The organism is Sulfitobacter sp. HNIBRBA3233, assembly GCF_040149665.1.
GTDB classification, from domain to species: domain Bacteria; phylum Pseudomonadota; class Alphaproteobacteria; order Rhodobacterales; family Rhodobacteraceae; genus Sulfitobacter; species Sulfitobacter marinivivus.
In genome coordinates this window covers 94,712-116,778 of sequence record NZ_JBEFLP010000001.1, presented here as the reverse complement: position 1 = coordinate 116,778, position 22,067 = coordinate 94,712, and the positions used below count along the sequence as shown (strand labels likewise).

The following is a 22,067-nucleotide window of genomic DNA, read 5'->3' as shown; positions in this document are numbered from 1 at the left end:
CGCCTCAGCGCTCGGACAGTGCCAGAATGGTGCGCCAGACGTCTTCGGCCACCTCGACAGGGTCGCAAAGGGTGCGGTTGCGGCCCGGCAGGCGGGCGCCCGCGTCCTGTGCCACAAGCGATGCCAGCGCCTCCATCCGCTCGCGGAAATCCGGCTGCACGGCGGGATCGATGATCAGGTAATACTGGCCCAGATCATGCGGCGCGCCTTCGGGAGCCTTCAGGGGCTTCACATCGTGCGACATCAGCGATCCCGTCATCGCGGCGGCAAGCACCTCGACCATCAGGCCCAGCCCCCAGCCCTTGTGCCCGCCCACGGAGACGAGCGAGCCCTTCAGCGCGCTGGCCGGGTTGGTGGTGGGATTTCCCCGCGCGTCCAGCGCCCAGCCTTCCGGGATCGCCTCTCCGGCGGCCTGGGCCATGGTGATCTTGCCCAAAGCCACGGTGGTGGTGGACTGGTCGAACTGCATGGCCAGCCCGCCGCGCCCGTCGGGCACCGCAAAGGCCATGGGATTGGTGCCGATCATCCGCGTCTTGCCGCCCGGCGGTGCGACGATGGGCGTGGCGTTGGTAAAACCGATCCCGATCATGCCCGAAGCGGCGATTTGTTCGGTGAAATAGCCCAGCGCGGTACAGGTATGGGCGTGCATGACGGCAAGTGTCGACACCCCGTATTGCCGCGCGGCATCGAGCGCCACCGGCAGCCCGTGGGCAAAGGCGGGCTGCGCAAAACCGAAGCCCGCGTCCACCTGCACCGCCGCCGGCCGCACCGTCCGCACGTCGGGCGATACGGTGCCATCCACCCGCCCGCTGAGCAATTGCTGACAGTAGCTTTCGACGTAATAGAGCCCGCAGATCTTGTTCCCGAGGCCCTCGGCCTGACGCACCGCACGCGCGACTTCGGCTGCGGGAAACTCGTCGGCGCCATGCGCCCTGAGAGCGCGGCGCACGGTTTTTTCGATCGTGTCGAGAGATATTCGCGGCATCGGCACTTCCCAAACGTCAATCTACGTAAAGGAGCACCGGAAACCGGTTCGGTCAAGCAATCATGCGTCGGCGATCGGATCGGCCCGCACGAATTGGAAGCTGTCTTCGGAGAGCGGTTCGCCAAGGCCGGTCAGGCGCAGGGTCAGCCCCGTCGAGAGGCGGACGGACAACCCTTCCTCGTCCACTTGCTGGTCCGTGACGGTCTCTGCCTCGGGGTCTTCGACCTCGATGGCGAGCGCGTCTTCGGCGGGGTCGAAATCGGTGATCGTCACGGTTTCGTCCGCGTCGGCGACCATGGCGAAGACATCGTTGCCGGCCCCGCCGCTGCCGATATCGCCGTTGCCGAGGAAGAGCGTGTCGTCGCCCTCTTCGCCAAAGATCGTATCCGCGTCGTCATCGTCGGGGCGGGTCTGGCGGTTGTGGCCGCCAAACAGGGCATCGTCGCCGTCACCGCCCGAAATCGTATCGCTGCCTTCACCGCCGACGAGCGTGTCGGCCCCGTTAGACCCGATGAGCGTGTCCTCTCCGCCCGATGCGTCGTGGGCCACGCGCTGGTCAAGCGGCGTGTCGAACAGATCCGACCCATCGCCGCCACGGGTGCCGATGGCTTCGCCGTCTTCCACCGAGAATGTACGGGCGTTTTCGATGAAACTGACCACATCGACGATCTCGACCGGATCGCTGGTGTCCTCGCGGGCGGTGTCATCGGTTTCTTCATCGTCGGTTTCGGGGTCGCTGCTGACATCGAGAAAGCCGACCATGAGCGGCCCGAGGGACGCAAGAAGCAAGACGATCAAGGGGGACATGGTTCTGCCTGTTAACTTATTCTGCCTGCGGACAGGATGCGCCCGGAATGTGGCGTGAAGATGGAAACAGGGCGTTGATTTCCGGCAGAAGACGCCTCTTCAGCCTTGCACCAGCAGGCCCTGGTCCAGCCGGATCTGGCGGTCCATCCGTGCGGCAAGCTCGAGATTGTGGGTGGCGATCAGCGCCGACAGGCCGGTGCCGCGCACCAGCGCCATCAAGGCGCCGAACACGGTATCGGAGGTCGCGGGATCGAGGTTGCCGGTCGGCTCGTCCGCGAGCAGAAGGCGCGGGCCGTTCGCCAGTGCGCGGCAGAAGGCGACGCGCTGCTGTTCGCCGCCCGACAGCGCCGCGGGGCGGTGCGACGCCCGGGGGGCCACGCCCACCTCGTCAAGAAGCGCGCGGGCGCGGTCCTCGGCCTGTGCCTTGGGCACGCCATTGGCAAGCTGGGGCAGCACGATATTCTCCAGCGCCGAGAATTCGGGCAGCAGGTGGTGGAACTGGTAGATGAAACCCACATCGCGCCGCCGCACGCCCGTGCGCTGGCCGTCGCGCGCGCCTGTCAGGTCGGCGCCCGCGATCTCGACCGTGCCCGCATCGGGCGTATCCAGAAGCCCCGCGATATGCAGCAACGTGGATTTGCCCGCCCCCGAGGGCGCGACCAGTGCCACGACTTCGCCCGCGGCGATCTCGAGGTCGATGCCGCGCAGGACCGTCACCTCGGCGGGGGTGCCGTGGTTATATGCCTTGGTGATGCCTTTCAGGCGCAGGACGGGATCATTCATAGCGCAGCGCCTCGACAGGGTTCATGCGCGCCGCACGGCGGGCGGGAAAGATGGTGACGATGAACGACAGCCCCAGCGACAGCGCCACCGCCGACAGCACATCGCCGAGTTCCAGCTTCGCGGGCAGGAAATAGATGCCACGGATCGACGGATCCCAGGCGTTGCCGCCCGACAACCAGTTCACGATGCCGAAAATCTGGTCGACATAGAGCGCGAAAAGACAGCCCAGCACCACGCCCAGCGCCGTGCCGATCAGACCGGTGAAGGCCCCGCAGATGAAGAACACGCGCAGCACCGATCCTTCGCTCAGGCCCATGGTGCGCAGGATCCCGATGTCGCGGCCCTTGTTCTTGACCAGCATGATCAGCCCCGAGACGATGTTCATCGCCGCGATCAGAACGAGGATCGACAGGATCACGAACATCACGTTGTCCTCGATATCCAGCGCGCTGAGGAACCCCGAAGACGCATCGCGCCACGTCCAGATCAGTCCCGTGTCCCCCGCCACCGACAGGATGCGCATCCCGATCGCGTCGACATTGTCGGGATCGTCGACCATGACTTCCAGCTCGCTCGCGGCGCCTTCGCGGTTGAAATAGGACTGCGCCTCGGTCAGGGGCAGATAGGCGCGGGTGCGGTCGATGTCGTAGCGCCCGGCGGTGAAGATATAGACGACCTCATAGGCGTTGACGCGCGGGCTGGTGCCGAAGGCCGTCTTGACCCCGTCCGGCGAGATGATCTTGATCAGATCGCCCACCTGCGCGCCAAGCTCGCGCGCGACACCTGATCCGATTGCGATGCCTTCGGCAAAGCGGTTAATATCGCCCGAGGACGCATCGGGGTTGGCAATCCGCGGGATGGTCAGCAGGTCTTCGGGGGCGATGCCGTAGACCTCGACCCCTGCATTGTCCCCCCGGAAGGACGCCATGACCTGTCCCCGCACCAGAGGAGCCACGCGGGTGACGCCGGGCACCTGTGCCACCTCTGCCGCGAGCGCGTCATAGTCGAGGATCGACCGGTCGACGGCACCGTTGGGCTGAACGGTGCCCATGTCATAGACGGTGATATGCGCATTCGCGCCAAGAATGGTATCGACGAATTCGGCCCGGAACCCGGACCGCACCGCCAGTGTCGCGATCAGCGCGAACACGGCCAGCGTGATCCCGATCAGGCTGATCCACGTCATCGTGCTGACCCCGCCCTCGGCGCGGCGCGCCCGCAGGTATCGCCACGCGATCATCCATTCGAACGGGGCAAAGGGGGCGGTGCGGGCTGACATCGGATTTCCTGTTCTGCTCTGGCGCGCAACGTGGCGTCTGGCGCAGGTGGGGTCAAGGGCGCGCGCCACGCTCAGGCGATCTGGAAGATCCCCGTGGCGCAAAACCGCTTCCAGTGGTCGAAGGCGGGCCGCTCGGCTTCGGTGAAATCGAGTGCCGAGATTTCGGCAAGGCTGTGAAAGCGCAGCGCGCGCGCTTCGCCGTCGTTGGCAAGGGGCGCGGTATCGTCGACACCGCTGTGCACCAGAAGCGAGATATATTGCACCCGGTCCCCGTTGGGATATTCGTGGGTCTCTGTCGCCGGATCCGAACAGAGGCCGAAGGCGACCGGGTCGTGAAGGCGCAGGTTCGTTTCCTCGAAAAGCTCGCGCGCGGCGGCGTCCATCAGGCTTTCGCTCAGTTCCATCGCGCCCGCCGGCAGCCCCCATTTTCCGTCATCGGCGCGCCGGATCGTCAGGAACCGGCCCTCATTGTCCTCGACCAGCAGGCGCACGCCGCCGCTCATCAGCGTATCGGACCCGACAAAGCGGCGCAGGCGGCCCAGATAGCTGTCCTCGAAACTCATCGGTGCGCCGCCCGTAGCGCAGCACCCCTGCAGCGTGGTGCGCGCGCCGGTCGGACGGATATGGCCTGCGCGGTCGGTTTCATTCCATCTGTCCTGTCGTCAGCCTTGCGGTATCGCCGCCACATGACACGGACGCCCCCCGGGATACAAGCTTGCGCGCCAAAGCCCCCGGTCAGCCCGGCGTCAGTCGCAACAGCCGCCCCCCCGCACCGTCGAGGATCAGGATCGCGCCGTCGCGGTCGATCTCGACATCTCGCACGCGCATCTCTCCGTCGAAGAAACGTTCCTCGCCCACCACGCGATCACCGTCGAGCTCCAGCCGCACAAGCCCGCCGGGGTTGAGCGAGGCGGCAAGAACATCGCCCTGCCACCCGGCGAACATATCACCCTCGTAAAAGGCAAAGCCGCCCGGCGCGATCACCGGATCCCAGTAATAGCGCGGTTCGGTAAAGCCTTCGGCGCGGGCTTCGCCCGATCCGACCGGCGATCCGCCGTAGTTGATGCCGTAGCTGACCACCGGCCAGCCATAATTCGCGCCACGCTCGATCAGGTTCAACTCGTCACCGCCCGCGGGCCCGTGTTCCAGCGTCCACAACGTCCCGTCGGCGCGGATATCCGCGCCCTGCACGTTGCGGTGACCCAGTGTCCAGACCTCGTTGCCGAATGGATTGCCCGGCGCCGCCCCGCCCTCCGGCAAAACCCGCACGACCTTGCCGTAGGTCTTGTCGCTGTCCTGTGCGAACTGGCGCTCGGCCTGCGTGAAATGCTCGCCCGTGGTGACATAGACGACATCGGCCATGGGGATCACGCGCGCGCCGTAGTGCATGGCATTGGGCGACGGCGGATCCTGCACGAAGATGTCCGACACCTCGGTCAGCATGGTGCCGTCCTCGCTCAGCCGCGCGCGGGCGGCGGCGGTGGCCGACCGGTTGCCGTCCATCGGCTTGGCGTAGGTCAGATAGATCACGCGGCTCTGCGCGAAATCGGGGGCCAGCGCCACGTCCAGCAGCCCGCCCTGCCGCTGGGCCAGCACGTCGGGCACGCCGCCGATCGGATCGCCCAGCGCGCCGCCCTGCAACAGGCGCAACTGTCCGGGCCGCTCGGTAATCAGGTACCCCCCCTCGGGCAGCACCGCGACACCCCAGGGCGTGTCGAGCCCGGTGGCAAGCTCACTCACCGCCAGCGTCACACCGCTGTCAGAGGCAGGCGCGCGGGTCTGCGTGTCCCAAGCAGGGGTGAATTGCGGTGCGTTCTTCGCGCCCTGTTCGACAGGTTGCGCGCAGGCAGCGCTCGCCCCGAACAGGGCGGCTGTCAGCGGGATCATCCATTTCATCACCAGTCTCCTCTCCTACGGTCGTGGTAGAAAAACTGGTGCAGTCAGCGGCGCTGTCCAGCCCCGCGCGGCGCGATGCGCGGACTAGAGCCCACGCACCTCCATTCCGGCATAGATCTCGGCGATCCGCGCCACGGCCTCGCGGGGGGGCAGCTCCTCGCTCTCGCCGGTGCGGCGGCAGGTCAGTTCGACGACCCCGTTCTTCAGGCCGCGCGGACCGACGGTGATCCGCCACGGCAGGCCGATCAGGTCCATGGTGGCGAACTTGCCACCCGCACGCTCGTCGCGGTCGTCATAGAGCGGCTCCAGACCCAGCGCCGTGATGCTGTCGTAGAGGCTCTGACAGGCGGCATCCGCCTCGGCGTCCCCCTGTTTGAGGTTGACGATCCCGCAGTGGAAAGGCGTGACCCCCTCCGGCCAGATGATGCCCTTGTCGTCATGGCTCGCCTCGATGATCGCGCCCACCAGACGGCTGACGCCGATGCCGTGGCTGCCCATGTGGACGGGGACGACCTTGCCGTCGGGCCCCTGCACGGTGGCGCCCATCGCGTCGGAATACTTGGTCCCGAAATAGAAGATCTGCCCGACCTCGATACCGCGCGCCACGCGGCGGCGGTCTTCGGGCACCTGCGCGAAAAGCGCCTCGTCGTGGGTCTCGTCGGTGCGCGCGTATTTGCTGGTGAATTCCTCCATCACCCCCGCGCATTGGGCCTCATCGTCATAGTCGATGTCGCGGTCGCCGAATTTCAGGTCCGTCACGGCGCTGTCATAGAAGACTTCCGACTCGCCGGTCTCGGCGAGCACCAGGAACTCGTGCGTGTCATCGCCGCCGATCGGGCCGCTGTCGGCCCGCATCGGGATCGCCTGAAGGCCCATGCGTTCGAAGGTGCGCAGATAGCTGACCAGATGGCGGTTGTAGGCGTGCAGCGCGTCTTCCTTCGTCAGGTCGAAATTATAGCCGTCCTTCATGAAGAACTCGCGCCCGCGCATGACGCCGAAGCGCGGACGCATTTCGTCGCGGAATTTCCACTGGATATGATAGAGCGTCATCGGCAGATCCTTGTAGGATCCCACATGGCTGCGGAAAATGTCGGTGATCATCTCCTCGTTGGTCGGACCATAGAGCATGTCGCGGTCCTGCCGGTCGCGGATGCGCAGCATCTCCGGGCCGTAGGCGTCATAGCGCCCCGATTCCTTCCAAAGATCGGCAGATTGCAGGGTCGGCATCAGCATCGGGATGTGGCCCGCGCGGATCTGCTCCTCGTGGACGATATTTTCCAGCTTGCGCAGCACCTTGAACCCCAGGGGCAGCCAGGAATAGATCCCCGCCGCGTTCTGCTTGATCATCCCGGCCCGCAGCATGTAGCGGTGCGACACGACCTGTGCCTCCGAAGGCGTCTCTTTCAAAACGGGCAGAAAATATCGGCTCAGCCGCATGGCTCACTCCTTGAAACAGTTACCCGCTGCCTAAGCCAAAGCCCGTGCCATGACAATCACCATCACGCCGCGGGACGGGGCGGTTTTCTCCATTTTGCCGGCTAAACTCCGGGGAGCGCGAGGGGCTGGCCCCTCGCCCTCTCAATTCGTCCGCGCGCCCGCGCGGCCCGCAGCGCTCAGCTCCGCGCCGCGCGCTCTACCAGCGTCAGGGCCACCCGCGTCGCGGCCCCCATGTCCTGCACCGACACCCACTCGAGCGGGCCGTGGATTTCCTGCATGCCGGTAAAGATGTTGGGACAGGGCAGCCCCATCTCCGTCAGGCGCGACCCGTCGGTGCCGCCGCGGATCGGCACCGAGCGTGGCGCAAGGCCAGTCTCGCGCACGGCCTCCTGCGCCAGATGCACCGGCGTCATGTCCTTTTCGAGCCAGTAGCGCATGTTGCGGTACTGCGGGGTGATCTCGCACAGGATCCGCGCGCGCGGCTCGGTGGCGGCGACGGCGTCGCAGACCTTTTGCAAGAGCGCCCCCTTCTCGGCCAGCCCCTCGCGTTCGAAATCGCGCAGGATCAGGCCGATGCGCGCCTGCGCCGCGTCCCCCGACAGGTCGGTGACGTGCAGAAACCCTTCGTCGCCGCTGGTGGTTTCCGGTGTCATCGTGGCCTGCGGCAGCGTGTTCACGATGCGGGCGGCCAGATGCAGCGCGTTGACCAGCTTGTCCTTCGCCCAGCCGGGATGGATCGACACGCCCGTGACCGTCACCACGGCGCCATCGGCCGAGAAGGTCTCGTATTCCACCTCGCCGGGGCTCGCGCCGTCGAAGGTATAGGCAAAATCGCAGGCCATGTCGCGCGGCAGCCGTTCGTCCACGCCGCGCCCAATTTCCTCGTCCGGGGTGAAGGCGATGCGCAGCTCGCCGTGGGGGATATCGGGAGTCTCCAGCAGGTGGCGCGCGGCGGTCATGATGATCGCCACCCCCGCCTTGTCGTCGGCCCCCAGCAGCGTCGTGCCGGAGGCGGTGATGATGTCGTGGCCCACGCAGTCGGCCAGATGCGGCGAGATATCGGCGCCGAGCCGCAGATCCGGCGCGTCGGGAAAGCTGATGTCGCCGCCGTTGTAGCCCTCGATCAGCCGTGGCCTGACCCCGGTCGCATTATATTGCGGCGCGGTATCGACATGGGCACAGAGCCCGATTGTCGGCCCCTCGGTCGTGGCGGGCACGGTGGCAAGCACCACGCCGTAGTCGGTCAGCCGCACATCCGATGCGCCCATCGCCTCCAGTTCGTCCACCAGCATCCGGCTGAGATCGAGCTGGCGCGCGGTGCTTGGCTGGCTGGCGCTCTGCGCGTTGCTCTGGGTGTCGACGGCGGCATAGCGCATCAGGCGGTCTTGCAGTTCCGTGTCGAAGGGGGTTCGCATGTGGGTCTCCTTTGCGCTCTGTGCCAAAGGTGGGAATGTCCCGTCCGGTGTCAACCACCGCTTGCGCCGCCCGCGCGCACCGTGCCTCCCGGCACATCGGCGGTTTTTCGCAGATGCGTCGATCTGCAACGTACACATCCGCGCGGGTTGCGGCGATCATACCGCAGACTTCACCTCTTCGCCGTGGAATGCGGCGCAACCGGAAGGATACGCAAATGCTCAAGACACCTACATACAACCGCCGCGGTTTCCTGATTGGCGCGGGGCTCGTCTCGGCTTTCTACGCGGGCGGCCTGCCACATCTGGCGCATGCCTCCGGCGCACTGGCGCCCACACAGACCATGCGCGGCGGGGCCAACAACTACCGCCCCGGTGCGCCGCTGGTGGACCGCCTCGGATCGGGTTTCGAGATGTCCGGTCTGGTGCGCCGGTCCACCGACGGCGCACCGCTGGAGGGCGTGCGCATCCAGATCTGGGCCGCAACCACGCTGGGCGGGGAGCGCGAGCCGCGCAACCACGGATCGGTGCTGACCGATGCGCAGGGCCGCTACCGGCTGGAGATGGAGCAGATCGTGCCGAATTTCGGCCAGCCCCACGCGCATCTGGCCTATGACGATCCCGGGTACGAGACCGTCTTCCTGCGCCCCGTCATGCCCTCGCCCAGCGACACACGGCTGAGCGCGGATTTCGTTCTGGCCCCCGCCTGACGCCGGTGCCGGCCCGCCCTTCCCCGCGCGCGGCGGCCCTCTGGGGCGCCGTCGTCCTTGCGATGGCGGTGCCGCTGGGGTTGGCCGCCTTCAGCCCCTACCTTGCCTACCGCGACGCGCCATATGTCGTTGCCGGTTTCGGCGGCATCGCGGCGCTGGCGCTGCTGCTGCTCCAGCCGCTGCTGGCGCGGCGCGCCCTGCCCGGCCTGCGCCCGGCACGCGCGCGGCGGTGGCATCTGGGCGTCGGGCGACTGATCGTGCTGGGTGTCGCACTGCATATCGGCGGCCTGTACCTGACCAGCCCGCCCGACACGCTGGACGCGCTGCTTCTGGTGTCGCCCACGCCCTTTTCGGTCTGGGGCGTTCTGGCGCTGGTGGCGGTGATCGCCACAGCGCTGCTGGCGGCGGCGCGGCGCTGGATCGCCACACGGGTCTGGCGGGTGCTGCACAACACGCTGGGCCTCGTGATCGTGGCGGGCAGCGTGGTCCACGCCTTGCAGATCGAGGGCACGATGGAGCCGGTCACGAAAGCGCTGCTCTGCGCGGGCGTGGTCGCCGTGGCCCTCTGGACGATGCTCTTTCGCGGTCTGTTCAAAACAGGCCCCACGCGCCTTGCCCCTTGAAACGATACCCGCCATGGGCGATGTAGCGGGACCCTCTATGTGGAGTTCGCCATGGGCCTGCCGATCCGAGACCAGCTGAAATACTGGGGCCTTGTGGCCGCATTCTTCCTCGTGCTGCTGTGGTTCATGGGCGACGTGCTGTTGCCTTTCGTGCTGGGCAGCGCGGTGGCCTATTTCCTCGATCCTGTCGCCGACCGGCTGGAACGGCTCGGCCTCAGCCGTGCCTTGGCGACCGCTGTGATCACCATCATCGCGGTGGTGATCTTCGTGCTGATGGCGCTGCTGGTGGTGCCGACGCTGGTGGGACAGGCGATCAACCTGTTCGAGATCGCCCCCGACGTCACCCGCCGTCTGGGCAATTTCCTGACCGAACGCTTTCCGTCGATCCTGATCGAGGGATCGACGCTGCGCAATTCCATCACCTCGCTGGGGACAGTGGTGCAGGAACGCGGCGGCGAGCTTCTGAATACCGCGCTCAGTTCGGCCGCGGGGCTGATCAACGTGATCATGCTGTTCGTGATCGTGCCTGTCGTGGCGGTCTACATGCTGCTCGACTGGGACCGGATGGTGGCAAAGATCGACACGATGCTGCCGCGCGATCATGCGCCGACGATCCGCCGTCTGGCACGGGACATCGACCAGACGCTTGCATCGTTCATCCGCGGGATGGGCACGGTGTGCCTGATCCTGGGGAGCTATTACGCCATCGCGCTGATGCTGGTGGGGCTGAATTTCGGCCTCGTTGTCGGGTTCATCGCCGGTCTGGTCACCTTCATTCCCTATCTCGGCGCGCTGATCGGCGGCGCGCTGGCGCTGGGGCTGGCGTTGTTCCAGTTCTGGGGGGACTGGGTCTCCATCGGCATGGTCGGCGGTATCTTCGTGCTGGGTCAGGTCGTCGAGGGCAACGTCCTGACGCCCAAGCTGGTGGGCGACAGCGTGGGGCTGCACCCGGTCTGGCTGATCCTGTCGCTGTCGGTATTCGGCACGCTGTTCGGCTTCGTGGGCATGCTGGTCGCGGTGCCGCTGGCGGCTGCCATCGGCGTGATCGCGCGTTTCATCGTCGAACGCTACCAGCAGAGCCTCCTCTATCGCGGCACCGACATCACCGCCGACCAGACCCAGACCGGAGAGTAACATGGCCGAACAACTGGGCCTTGATCTTCCCGTGCGCACCGCACGGGGGCGGGACGATTTTCTTGTCGCGCCGTGCAATGCCATGGCCGTCGCGATGATCGAGAACTGGCGCAACTGGACCTCGGGCAAACTGGTGCTGAGCGGCCCCGAAGGCGCGGGCAAGACCCATCTGGTCCACGTCTGGGCCGATGCCACCGGCGCGCGGATCGTTGAGGCCGCGACACTGGGCGATGCGGATGTGCCCGCCTTGGCCGACGGGCCGGTCGCGGTCGAGAACGTACCGCTGATCGCGCGCGACGACGCCGCCCAGACCGCCCTGTTCCACCTGCACAACCTGACCCTCGCCAACGGCCACCCGCTGCTGCTGACCGGCACCGGCAGTGCGGCGCATTGGGATCTGGGCCTGCCGGACCTGCAAAGCCGGATGCGCGGCACGCTGGAGGCCAGCATCGCCGCCCCCGACGACGCGCTGCTGGCCGCGCTGCTGGTCAAGCTTCTGGCCGACCGGCAGCTGACGCCTCCCGCCGATCTGGTGCCCTACCTGCTGCGCCGCATCGACCGTTCCTTTGCCGCCGCAACCGAGGTGATCGAGGCGCTGGATGCCCATAGTCTTGCGCGCAAACGCCCCGTCACCCGGGCGCTCGCGGCCGAGGTTCTGGACAAACTGGGCGGCTCTGCGCGATAGTGCCCCTTGCCTGACAGCGCGGATGTCACACGCCTGTTACATCCCTCAGCGATGGACGCCCCATGAGCAACGCAGACTTTCTTGACGCCCCCTTTCCCGATGCCGTGGACCTGCCCGGTCTCGACCTTCAAGGGCCGGGCCGGTTCCAGAACCGCGAACTCAGCTGGCTGGGGTTCAACTGGCGGGTGCTGGAAGAGGCGGAGAACCAGCGCGTGCCGCTGCTGGAGCGGCTGCGGTTCCTGTCGATCTCTGCAGACAACCTCGATGAATTCTACACCGTGCGCGTTGCGGGCCTGCGCGAGCTTGCGCAAGCCGGCAACACCACCCCTGCCGCCGACGGGCTGACCCCCGCAGAACAACTGGTGCTGATCAACGAAAACGCACGTGCGCTGATGATGTCGCAACAGCGCGTGCTGGTGGACCTGCTGCGCGAGATGGACGCGCAGGACATCATGCTCGAAGGACCGGACGACCTGTCCAAGGAGGATCTCGACGCGCTGGACGACGTGTTTCTGAACCGGGTCTTCGCGGTGCTCTCGCCCCTGGCGATCGACCCCGCGCATCCCTTCCCCTTCATCCCCAACACCGGCTTTGCCATCGCGATGCAGCTTGAGCGGACCCGCGACAAGCGCCCCCTGCAGGCGCTGCTGCCGATCCCCGCGCAAATCGACCGCTTCGTGCGTCTGCCCGCGCCGGACGGGTGCCGCCGCTATCTGCCGCTGGAGGATCTGCTGGTGCTGAAGATCCCGGACCTGTTTCCGGGCTACAAGCTGAAGGCGCATTTCGAATTCCGCGTGCTGCGCGACAGCGATCTGGAAGTCGAGGACGAGGCCGAGGATCTGGTCCGCGAATTCGAGGTGGCGCTGAAACGCCGCCGCCGCGGCGAGGTCGTGCGCATGACCCATTCGGCGGGTGCCCCCGAGAAGCTGATGCGCGTGGTCATGGAAGAGCTTGGCACCAAACCGCAGGATGTGATCGAGATCGACGGCATGATCGGCATCGACGATCTGGCGCAGCTGGTCACCGACGAGCGGCCCGATCTGCTGTGGCCGGTCTTCACGCCGCGCATTCCCGAACGCATCACCGACCACGACGGCGATATGTTCGCCGCGATCCGCCAGAAGGACATGCTGCTCCACCACCCCTACGAGACATTCGATATGGTGGTGCGTTTCTTGCAACAGGCGGCGCGGGATCCCAATGTGGTGGCGATCAAGCAGACGCTCTACCGGACCTCACGCGACAGCCCCATCGTCGAGGCGCTGTGCGAGGCGGCGGAAGACGGAAAATCGGTGACCGCGCTGGTCGAGCTGAAGGCGCGTTTCGACGAGGCCGCCAACATCCGCCAGTCGCGGCGGCTGGAGCGGGCGGGCGCCCATGTGGTCTACGGCTTCATCGACCTCAAGACGCACGCGAAGATCTCGACCGTGGTGCGCCGCGAGGGTGACGAGCTGGTGACCTATACCCATTACGGGACCGGCAATTACCACCCCATTACGGCGCGGATCTATACGGATCTGTCGCTGTTCACCATCGACCGCAAACTGGGGCGCGACGCGACCAAGGTGTTCAACTTCCTCTCCGGCTACGCGCCGCCCGACGGGCTGGACAATCTGGCGATCTCCCCCATCACGCTGAAGCCGCGCCTTCTGGAGATGATCGCAGCCGAGGCCGAGCACGCGCGCAACGGCAAGCCTGCGGTGATCTGGGCCAAGATGAACGCGCTCGTCGACGCCGAGGTGATCGACGCGCTCTACGCCGCCAGCCAGGCAGGCGTGCAGATCAGCCTCGTGATCCGTGGCATTTGCGGGCTGCGCCCCGGCGTGCGCGGCCTGTCCGATAACATCCGCGTGAAATCCATCGTCGGCCGGTTTCTCGAACATTCGCGGATCGTGTGTTTCGGCAACGGTCACGGCCTGCCACACAAGAAGGCGCGGGTGTTCATCTCCTCCGCGGACTGGATGGGGCGCAATCTGAACCGGCGGGTGGAAACGCTGGTCGAGATCGGCAATGCCACGGTGCAGGCGCAGATCACCAGCCAGATCATGGCCGCCAATCTTGCGGATGTGGCGCAAAGCTGGGTCATGGCGCCGGACGGAAGCTGCACCCGCCCGCCCCTGCCCGAAGGGCAGTTCGCGTTCAACTGCCACCGGTTCTTCATGGAAAACCCGTCCCTGTCGGGGCGCGGATCCGCCGGGGCGTCGGATGTCCCGAAGCTGACCCATACAGAGGACTGACCGCGTCCGGCCGCCCGAGCGATGAACGGCTGAAAGCCAATGAAGAGCGCCGCTTGGCCCCTACGGAACGGGCCGCGCGGCATTGACCTCGGGCCCGCCGTGGGCCAGTTTCACCCGACACCGTGACCGGAGCCTGCATGACCACTCAATCGCCATCAGCCCCTGAGGTGCCCGAAACCGGCGTTGCCGATCTGGGGTTGTTCGGCAAACCTCTGTTCGAGGATCCCGGCGCGCGCAAGCTCCGCCGCGTGGGTGTTGTCGATGTCGGCTCGAACTCGGTCCGGATGGTGGTTTTCGACGGGGCCGCGCGGTCGCCGGCCTATTTCTACAACGAAAAGATCATGTGCGCGCTTGGTGCGGGTATGGCCGAAACCGGCCATCTGTCGCCCGAGGGGCGGGTCCGCGCGCTATCGGCCATGCGCCGGTTCAAGAAGCTCGCCGACGGTATGGGCCTGTCGGAACTCAGCGTCGTGGCCACCGCCGCCGTGCGCGACGCCAGCGACGGCCCCGCCTTTTGCGAGGAAGTGCGCCGCGAGACCGGCCTGCGCATCTGGGTGATCGACGGCGAGGAAGAGGCCCGGCTGTCGGCGCAGGGGGTGCTGCTGGGCTGGCCGGGGGCTTTCGGGCTGGTCTGCGACATCGGCGGCTCGTCGATGGAGCTGGCCGAAATCTCCGGCGGGCGGGTCGGGCGCCGGGTGACATCGGGGCTGGGCCCGCTCAAGCTGCGCGACATCAAGGGCGGCGCCAAGGCCCGCGATGCGCTGATCAAGCAGACGATGCAGGATCTGGCCGAGCGGATGGGCAAGCAGCGCGACCGGCTGTTTCTCGTGGGCGGCTCATGGCGGGCCATCGCACGCATCGACATGGTGCGGCGCGGCTATCCGCTGATGGTGCTGCACGAATACCGCATGACCCGCGAATCCGTCCGCGAGACGCTGAAATTCATCAAGAAATCCGATCTCGAAGCGCTGCGCGTCGAGGCCGGTGTGTCCTCGGCCCGCGCCGCCCTCGTGCCGCTGGCCGCCGAAGTCCTCAGCCGTCTGGTCAAGACCTTCAAGCCCAAGGATATCGCCATTTCCAGCTACGGGATCCGCGAGGGCATGCTCTATGAACAGATGCCCCAGCGCCTGCGCGACCGCGATCCGCTGATAGAGGCCTGCCGCTTTGCCGAGGCCAAGGACGCCCGCGCGCCGGGTTTCGGGCGCACGCTCTATAATTTCATCCTGCCGCTCTATAAATCCTCGTCGCCCCAGCGCCGCAGGCTGGTGAAGGCCGCCTGCCTTCTGCACGACGTCAGCTGGCGCGCCCACCCCGATTACCGTGCCGAGGTCTGTTTCGACAATGCCACCCGCGCCAATATGGGCGCGATCAAGCATTCCGAGCGGATCTTTCTGGGGCTGGCGCTGCTGCACCGCTATTCCAACAAGCGCGAGAACAGCCGTTTCGCCGATCTGATCGAAATGATCGACGACCGCGCCAAGCAGGAAGCCGAGATCCTCGGCAAGGCGATGCGCTTCGGGGCGATGCTGTGGATGGACCGGCTGGGCGAGCTGGGCGAATTGCGCTGGTATCCCAAGAAGAAAGAGCTTCACCTGCGGCTCAGCGCCGACATGATGCCGCTCTTCGGCGAAGTCGCCGAGGCGCGTTTCCAGTCGCTCGCCGCCTCGCTGGAGGCGCAGGCGGTGATCAAGACCGCGCGCCGCTAGAACAGGCCGCCGTCAGAGGTCGATCGGTTCCCCGCTGTCGGGGCTGCCTTCGGGGCCAGCCTCCGGCAGGTCCGGCGCCCGCGGTTTGCGGCGGATGATGATGTCGCCGTTTGGCAGCACCTCGGGGGCCTCGTAGACGCTCCAGTCCTCGACCTCGTCCAGCACGGCTTTCAGCTTCGGCCCCATCTCGGCCACGAACTCCTGAAGCGCCGGGCCTGCCTCTTCCAGCAGGCGCGCCACATCTTCCATCGCCGGTGACATTTCGTCGAGCAGCCCTTCGAGAAACATCTGCGCGCCCCGCTCCATCAGCGAGGGCGGGTCGTCCTGCGCGTGGAGAGGCGCGGCAAGGAGGGCAAGGGCAAGAAGGGCGGCAATGATCTGTCTCATCCCCCTGATATAGGGCGCACGCGCGACGAATCTACCCTAGAGGTCGATCGTCAGCAGGACCGGAAAATGGTCCGAGGCATAGATCAGCGCGTCGCGCAGCACAGGATCGGTCCAGCATTCGGGATCGTCCATGGGGTGGAATATCCGCCAGCGCGGATTGTGGGCGCGCAAATCGGGGCTGAGCATGATGTAGTCCAGAAGCGCTTGCAGATACCGGCCTTCGGGCCGGATGAAGAACCGCGAGGTGCTGGGCTGCGCGCCGACGCGCTGGCGCAGGGCCACCGCGGCATGGGGATCATAAAGCCCGCGAGGCCCCTCCTCCCCGAGCACGATCTCGACCGAGGACCGGCCGAAAAGGTCCTCGAAACTGTCGAGGCCCGGACCATCGTTCAGATCGCCCAGTACCATCAGCGGCGTGCCCGCGTCGAGATGCGCCTCGATCCGGCGGCGCAGCCAGATCGCCTGCGCCAGCTGTTTGCGGCGGTTGGCGATCGCGATGCGCATGGCGTCGCGTTCGTTGCGGGCCCCGTGGGGGGCTTTCGATTTCAGATGAACGCCGATCATGTGAAAGACAAAGCCGCCGCGCGTCTCGACCGACAGTTCCAGGGGCGGTTTGGAGAACACCACCTGGTCCTCCACCGCGTCCACATCCAGATCGATCCTCAGCACCCCGTCGAAACGCGGGGCACCGCGCGCGCCGTCGGGGCCGCTGGGGTTTCCGTTCGGGGCGTGCTGGACGCGCAGCACATCGGGATCGTAAAGCAGCGCGATCTCCTGCTGGGTGTCATTGGCAAATCCCATGACGGCGGCCCTCGCGCGCAGGCCGAAGACTTCGGCGAAATGCACGAGTGCGGCGACACCGTTCTGTTTGCGGCTGGTATCGGGGGCCTCGATCACCATCACCGCGTCCGCGTCGAGGGCGCGGAACACGTGACCCAGCGCGGCGGTCTGCTCGCCGCGCGTGATGTTCCAGCGCGCCGACCACGCGCCATCGTCGAACAGCCGGTTGTCGTCGTCGAAAAGGGCCGCGAACCATTCCACGTTGTAGGTCGCGATGCGCAGGCTCATGCCGCCTTGCCCGAGATCGTCTCCCACGCGCGGTTGATGTCGATCATGCGCTTCTCGGCAAGGCGCACCGCCTCTTCCGGCAGACCGCGCGCGGCGAGCGCGTCGGGGTGGTTGGCGCGTACCAGCTTGCGCCAGGCGGCGCGCGCCTCGTCGAGGCTCGCATTGGGCGCGATGCCCAGCACCGTATGCGGCAGGGGCGATGTGTTGGGCACGAACCGGGCGCGCAGGCTCTCGAAATCGCCCTCCTGCAGGTCAAAAATCCGCGCGACCTCTTCCAGAAAGGCATCCTCCATCGGGTGATATGTCCCGTCGGCCATCGCGATATGGAACAGCCCCTCCATCAGGTCGGTCAGCAGCGAGGTGTCGTTGCCGAACATGTCCTTGATCCGGCGGGCGTAATCGTCGAAGCCGGCGACATCCGTGCGGGCCAGATTGAACACGCGCGCGGCCCCTGCCGCGTCGGCGTCGGCAATCTGGAAGACCTCGCGAAAGGCGGTGACCTCGTCGCGGGTCACCTGCCCGTCGGCTTTCGCCATCTTGGCGCCCAGCGCGATCACGGCGATGGTGAAGGCGACCGACCGTTCGGGCGGCGCGCGCAAACGGTCGAAGACCGCTGCAAGCCCCTCCCCTTTGGTCAGCGCCGACAGCGCCTCTGATATGCGTGTCCAGATCGACATGGCGGTAGTGTAGCCCTTCGGCGCGGCGGTGTCAGCGTGGTGCAAGCGCGCGCGTCATCAGGACCAGGTCCAGCCGCCGCCCCCACTTTTGCCCTACCTGCGGTAAACGTCCGGATTCTGCAAACCCCAATCGGGCATGAAACCGGATGGCGGCCGGGTTTTCGGCGCTGATCCCGGCCACGAGGGTCAGCAGGCCCTGGCCGGCTGCCCTGTCAAAGGCCGCTTCCAGCAGCGCTCGACCCGTCCCGCGACCGGGGGTGGCGGTGATGATCGTATGCTCCGCGGTGCGCGCGTAGCCCGGACCGGGCCGGAACGGCCCCCATGTGACAAAGCCCTGCACGCCCGCGTCCTCGGCCACAAGGAACGATCCGGCCCGCGCGGCGAGCAGGTCCTGCAGATCCTGCAGGGTCTTGGGATCGCTGGTAAAGGTCGCCAGCGTCTCCTCGATCATCCGGTTCCACAGGGCCTGCACGGCGGGCAGGTCCTGCGGGGTGGCTGGACGGATCAGCACTGCAGGCGCTCCGCGCGCGAGGAGCGCCCGACGGGCAGCGAGGAGCGCCGCTCGATCCTAGCCGCGCGCATCGCGGATCAGCTTGAGGATATCCTGCGCCGCCGCCGGGATATTCGTGCCGGGCCCGAAGATCGCCTTTACGCCCGCGTCGTAGAGGAACTGGTAATCCTGCTGCGGAATGACGCCGCCACAGATCACGATGATGTCCTCGGCACCCGCCTCTTTCAGCGCCTTGACCAGCTGCGGTGCAAGGGTCTTGTGGCCGGCGGCCTGCGACGAGATCCCGATGACGTGCACATCGTTGTCCACCGCATCCTGCGCGGCCTCGGCGGGGGTCTGGAACAGCGGGCCGACATCCACGTCAAACCCGATGTCGGCAAATGCCGTCGCGATCACCTTGGCGCCGCGGTCATGCCCGTCCTGCCCCATCTTCACCACCAGCATGCGCGGGCGGCGGCCTTCGGCCTCGGCGAAGTCCTCCACCGACTTCTGGATCGTGGCGAAGCCTTCGTCGCCTTCGTAGGCGGCGCCGTAGACGCCCGCCAATGTCTTCACCTCGGCGCGGTGGCGTCCGAATTCCTTTTCCATGGCCATGCTGATCTCTCCTACCGATGCCCGCGCACGGGCCGCCTCTACCGCAGCCTCCAGCAGGTTGCCCCCCTCGCGCGCGCGGCGGGTGAGTTCGGCAAGCGCCGCCTCACAGGCAGCCGCGTCGCGCCCGGCGCGCACGGTCTTCAGCCGCGCCACCTGGCTGTCGCGCACCTTCACGTTGTCGACGTCCAGAATGTCGATCTCGTCTTCCTTGTCGCGGCGGTATTTGTTGACACCGACGATCACCTCGGTGCCGCGGTCGATGCCCGCCTGACGCTGGGCTGCGGCCTCCTCGATGCGCAGTTTCGGCATGCCGGAGGCAACCGCCTTGGTCATGCCGCCCATTTCCTCGACCTCCTCGATCAGCTTCCACGCGGCGTCGGCCAGATCGGCGGTCAGTTTCTCGACGTAGTAGGAGCCCGCCAGCGGATCGACCACATTGGTCACGCCGGTTTCCTCCTGAAGGATCAGCTGGGTGTTGCGGGCGATGCGGGCCGAATGGTCCGTGGGCAGGCCGATCGCCTCGTCCAGCGAATTGGTGTGCAGCGATTGCGTCCCGCCCAGAACCGCGCTCATCGCCTCATAGGCGGTGCGGACGACGTTGTTGTAGGGGTCCTGTTCGGCAAGGCTGACGCCGGAAGTCTGGCAATGGGTGCGCAGCATCGAGGATTTCGGGTTCTTCGGCTTGAACTCGTCCATGATCCGGCTCCACAGCAGCCGCGCCGCGCGCAGCTTGGCCGCCTCCATGAAGAAGTTCATGCCGATGCAGAAGAAGAAGCTGAGGCGCGGAGCGAATTTGTCCACGTCCATGCCCGCGGCAATCGCCGTGCGCACGTATTCGCGTCCGTCGGCAAGGGTAAAGGCAAGCTCCTGCACGAGGTTCGCGCCCGCTTCCTGCATGTGGTAGCCGGAGATCGAGATGGAGTTGAACTTCGGCATCTCGTTGGCGGTATATTCGATGATGTCCGCGATGATCCGCATCGAGGGTTCGGGCGGGTAGATATAGGTGTTGCGGACCATGAATTCCTTGAGGATGTCGTTCTGGATCGTCCCCGACAGCGCCGCGCGATCCACGCCCTGCTCTTCTCCGGCGACGATGAAACTGGCGAGAATCGGAATGACCGCGCCGTTCATCGTCATGGAAACAGACACTTTTTCCAGCGGGATACCGTCGAAGAGGATCTTCATGTCCTCGACGCTGTCGATGGCCACGCCGGCCTTGCCCACATCCCCCTCGACGCGCGGGTGGTCGCTGTCATAGCCGCGGTGCGTCGCGAGATCGAAGGCCACGGACACGCCCTGCTGCCCCGCCGCAAGGGCACGGCGGTAGAAGGCATTGGATTCTTCGGCGGTGGAGAATCCCGCGTACTGGCGGATCGTCCACGGACGGCCCGCGTACATCGTGGCCTTCACACCGCGCGTATAGGGCGCCTGCCCGGGGATGGAGCCGAGGTGATCCACCCCTTCCAGATCGGCATCGGTATAGAGCGGCTGGACGTCGATCCCCTCGAGCGTCTTCCACGTCAGATCGTCGACAGAGCGGCCGCGCAGCTCGCCCTCAGCCAGTGTGCGCCATGTATCCTTGGGGGTGTCGGTCATCGTGATGTCCTTTTATCCATGTCCCGTCCGGCAGGCTTCGGCCTGCTCTGTCACGGGGTGTTTCCTCTGTCAGTCGTGCCAGCCCGTCCGCCCCTGCGGTGAGCCACATCATGTCGTCGGCATAGGCTTCGCGCAGGGCGCTGACCTGTGCCGCATCGAAGGGTTGCCAGCGGCCCTGCCACAGGTCGTCGCCCGGCATGGCGGCCTGCTCCAGCCGGTCGGCCAATCCGCGCCGGTCGGGCGAGCGGTTCAACCAGACATCGGCAGCCTCTGTCGGGGCCGGACGGCCCGTCGCGATTTCCAGCAACCGGTCGCTGCGGCCCGCCATCCGTTCGAACGGGGCCACGACGATCTCGGCCCCCGGCAAGGCGCAGGCCATGTCGGTGATCACGTCGCGCCAGCTGCGCGGGTTCTGTGCGATGTCGGCACGGCGCGCGGGATGCGGCACCGCGTGCCCCTTGCCCACCGCGTAGGCCGCCACCGAGGCCCACCACAGATCCTGCGATCGCACGCCGATCACGACCCGTCGCACGCGCCCCTCCAGCGCCATGCCGAGGCGCGCCAGACGTTCGCCCGCTGCGGGATAGAGCGTCGTCGCGCGCAGACAGGCGCGCGGCGCGCCGATGATGTTTTCCTCGCTGATCACCAGCCGGTCGGCACCCGCGCGCAGGGCCTGTACCGCGTGCAGCCGGACCCGTCCCATGGCGCGCCGCTGAAGGTTGCGCCCGTTCAGCACCCTTTCGCGCGGGAACAATCCGTCGAACATGCCCCGGCGCAGCAGCGATGGCTCCCAGATGACGGTACGGTCGGCCAGCAACCTGTCGCGGTTGTGGCGCAGATAGTGCTGGAAACTGGTGGTGCCGGTGCGATGCGCGCCGACGTGCAGGATAATGTCCATGAAGCTCGCCATGCCTTTTTGCCAAAGGGCCGCTGAGCGCGACCGTGGAAGGGAAATCCCTACGGTCATGCGACAAATTCCCTTGCAACGGGCTTAATGGCCGAAAACGGTGTCCGAACATTCGCAATCGGGGCCAAAGCGCTTATATTGGGTCCCGAAGGAGAGCATATGAAATCTATCTTATCCGCTGTTTTCATTGGCGCATTCGCGACCATGGCACAGGCGCAGACGGCCGCGGAGCCAACCGAACCGCTGGCCATTCTGAACGCTGTTGATACGGATTTAAACGAATTCAAGTGGATTAAACGCCCTGTCGTCATCTTTGCCGACAGCGAATTCGACCCGGCCTTCGTCGAGCAGATGGAGTTGATCGTGTCCGAGGCCGACCGGCTGGTCGAGCGCGATGTGGTTGTGATCACCGATACCGACCCCGACGCGCGTAGCGAAATCCGGCTGCGCATGCGCCCGCGCGGCTTCATGCTGACGCTCGTCGGCAAGGACGGACAGTTGAAAATCCGCAAACCCTTTCCGCAGGACGTGCGGGAAATCACCGCGAGCATCGACAAGATGCCGATGCGGCAGCGCGAGATCCGCGAAGCGAAAGAAGCGGCGCGCAATTGACGCGCAAAGCGCCCGCCCCGG

21 protein-coding genes are annotated in these 22,067 nt (G+C 66.4%); 7 read left to right on the top strand and 14 right to left on the bottom strand.

Annotated elements, in window-relative coordinates:
* Positions 1–4: 4 nt before the first annotated feature.
* The 8 genes from ABMC89_RS00555 to pepT form a co-directional block, all read right to left on the bottom strand.
* Positions 5–985, bottom strand: a complete 981-nt coding sequence (locus ABMC89_RS00555; RefSeq protein WP_349564116.1) for an Ldh family oxidoreductase — start codon at positions 983–985, stop codon at positions 5–7.
* A gap of 60 nt (positions 986–1,045) precedes the next feature.
* Entirely contained in the window at positions 1,046–1,792 is a 747-nt protein-coding gene (locus ABMC89_RS00550) for a calcium-binding protein (RefSeq protein WP_349564114.1), read from the bottom strand.
* 99 nt (positions 1,793–1,891) lie between these two features.
* The gene (locus ABMC89_RS00545; protein WP_349564112.1) at positions 1,892–2,575 is read right to left on the bottom strand and encodes an ABC transporter ATP-binding protein; all 684 of its coding nucleotides are present in this window, start codon (positions 2,573–2,575) and stop codon (positions 1,892–1,894) included.
* Positions 2,568–3,854, bottom strand: coding sequence for a lipoprotein-releasing ABC transporter permease subunit (locus ABMC89_RS00540; protein WP_349564110.1), 1,287 nt, complete (start codon positions 3,852–3,854; stop codon positions 2,568–2,570). Before ABMC89_RS00540 ends, ABMC89_RS00545 begins: the two co-directional genes overlap by 8 nt.
* A 71-nt stretch (positions 3,855–3,925) precedes the next feature.
* Entirely contained in the window at positions 3,926–4,417 is a 492-nt protein-coding gene (locus ABMC89_RS00535; protein WP_349564108.1) for an NUDIX domain-containing protein, read from the bottom strand.
* Positions 4,418–4,589: 172 nt separating this feature from the next.
* Positions 4,590–5,750, bottom strand: coding sequence for a PQQ-dependent sugar dehydrogenase (locus ABMC89_RS00530; protein ID WP_439655627.1), 1,161 nt, complete (start codon positions 5,748–5,750; stop codon positions 4,590–4,592).
* 84 nt (positions 5,751–5,834) lie between these two features.
* A complete protein-coding gene (gene proS / locus ABMC89_RS00525; protein WP_349564106.1) occupies positions 5,835–7,187 on the bottom strand; it encodes a proline--tRNA ligase in 1,353 nt (450 codons plus the stop codon).
* 176 nt (positions 7,188–7,363) lie between these two features.
* Complete coding sequence (pepT, locus tag ABMC89_RS00520; protein WP_349564104.1) at positions 7,364–8,602, bottom strand: peptidase T; 1,239 nt, start codon at positions 8,600–8,602, stop codon at positions 7,364–7,366.
* Between the two features lie 215 nt (positions 8,603–8,817).
* Between pepT and ABMC89_RS00515 the strand changes: the two genes are divergently transcribed.
* From ABMC89_RS00515 to ABMC89_RS00490, 6 genes are all read left to right on the top strand, one after another.
* Positions 8,818–9,309 (top strand): peptidase associated/transthyretin-like domain-containing protein, encoded by a 492-nt coding sequence (locus tag ABMC89_RS00515; RefSeq protein WP_439655626.1) that lies wholly within the window; start codon positions 8,818–8,820, stop codon positions 9,307–9,309.
* A 5-nt stretch (positions 9,310–9,314) separates the two neighbouring features.
* Entirely contained in the window at positions 9,315–9,932 is a 618-nt protein-coding gene (locus ABMC89_RS00510; RefSeq protein ID WP_349564102.1) for a ferric reductase-like transmembrane domain-containing protein, read from the top strand.
* Positions 9,933–9,983: 51 nt separating this feature from the next.
* Entirely contained in the window at positions 9,984–11,066 is a 1,083-nt protein-coding gene (locus ABMC89_RS00505; protein ID WP_349564100.1) for an AI-2E family transporter, read from the top strand.
* 1 nt (position 11,067) lies between these two features.
* The gene (locus ABMC89_RS00500) at positions 11,068–11,751 is read left to right on the top strand and encodes an HdaA/DnaA family protein (RefSeq protein ID WP_349564098.1); all 684 of its coding nucleotides are present in this window, start codon (positions 11,068–11,070) and stop codon (positions 11,749–11,751) included.
* A gap of 62 nt (positions 11,752–11,813) precedes the next feature.
* Positions 11,814–13,988, top strand: a complete 2,175-nt coding sequence (locus ABMC89_RS00495) for an RNA degradosome polyphosphate kinase (RefSeq protein ID WP_349564096.1) — start codon at positions 11,814–11,816, stop codon at positions 13,986–13,988.
* Positions 13,989–14,125: 137 nt separating this feature from the next.
* Positions 14,126–15,694, top strand: coding sequence for a Ppx/GppA family phosphatase (locus ABMC89_RS00490; protein WP_349564094.1), 1,569 nt, complete (start codon positions 14,126–14,128; stop codon positions 15,692–15,694).
* Positions 15,695–15,706: 12 nt separating this feature from the next.
* Here the strand turns inward: ABMC89_RS00490 and ABMC89_RS00485 are convergent, their stop codons facing one another.
* Genes ABMC89_RS00485 through ABMC89_RS00460 form a run of 6 tightly spaced genes read right to left on the bottom strand, consistent with a single transcriptional unit; the run spans position 15,707 to position 21,425 of the window.
* Complete coding sequence (locus ABMC89_RS00485) at positions 15,707–16,081, bottom strand: hypothetical protein (RefSeq protein WP_349564092.1); 375 nt, start codon at positions 16,079–16,081, stop codon at positions 15,707–15,709.
* A 36-nt stretch (positions 16,082–16,117) separates the two neighbouring features.
* A complete protein-coding gene (locus tag ABMC89_RS00480) occupies positions 16,118–17,143 on the bottom strand; it encodes an endonuclease/exonuclease/phosphatase family protein (protein WP_349568478.1) in 1,026 nt (341 codons plus the stop codon).
* Positions 17,144–17,145: 2 nt separating this feature from the next.
* Positions 17,146–17,826, bottom strand: coding sequence for a TerB family tellurite resistance protein (locus ABMC89_RS00475; protein ID WP_349564090.1), 681 nt, complete (start codon positions 17,824–17,826; stop codon positions 17,146–17,148).
* Positions 17,827–17,857: 31 nt separating this feature from the next.
* Complete coding sequence (locus ABMC89_RS00470; protein ID WP_349564088.1) at positions 17,858–18,337, bottom strand: GNAT family N-acetyltransferase; 480 nt, start codon at positions 18,335–18,337, stop codon at positions 17,858–17,860.
* Between the two features lie 57 nt (positions 18,338–18,394).
* Entirely contained in the window at positions 18,395–20,527 is a 2,133-nt protein-coding gene (gene scpA, locus ABMC89_RS00465; protein ID WP_349564086.1) for a methylmalonyl-CoA mutase, read from the bottom strand.
* A complete protein-coding gene (locus ABMC89_RS00460) occupies positions 20,487–21,425 on the bottom strand; it encodes a hypothetical protein (protein WP_349564084.1) in 939 nt (312 codons plus the stop codon). The genes scpA and ABMC89_RS00460 overlap by 41 nt, the downstream gene beginning before the upstream one ends.
* Positions 21,426–21,638: 213 nt before the next feature.
* Between ABMC89_RS00460 and ABMC89_RS00455 the strand changes: the two genes are divergently transcribed.
* Positions 21,639–22,046 carry a DUF4174 domain-containing protein gene (locus ABMC89_RS00455; protein WP_349564082.1) on the top strand — a complete coding sequence of 136 codons (408 nt, stop codon included), beginning with the start codon at positions 21,639–21,641 and terminating at the stop codon, positions 22,044–22,046.
* Positions 22,047–22,067 lie beyond the last annotated feature (21 nt).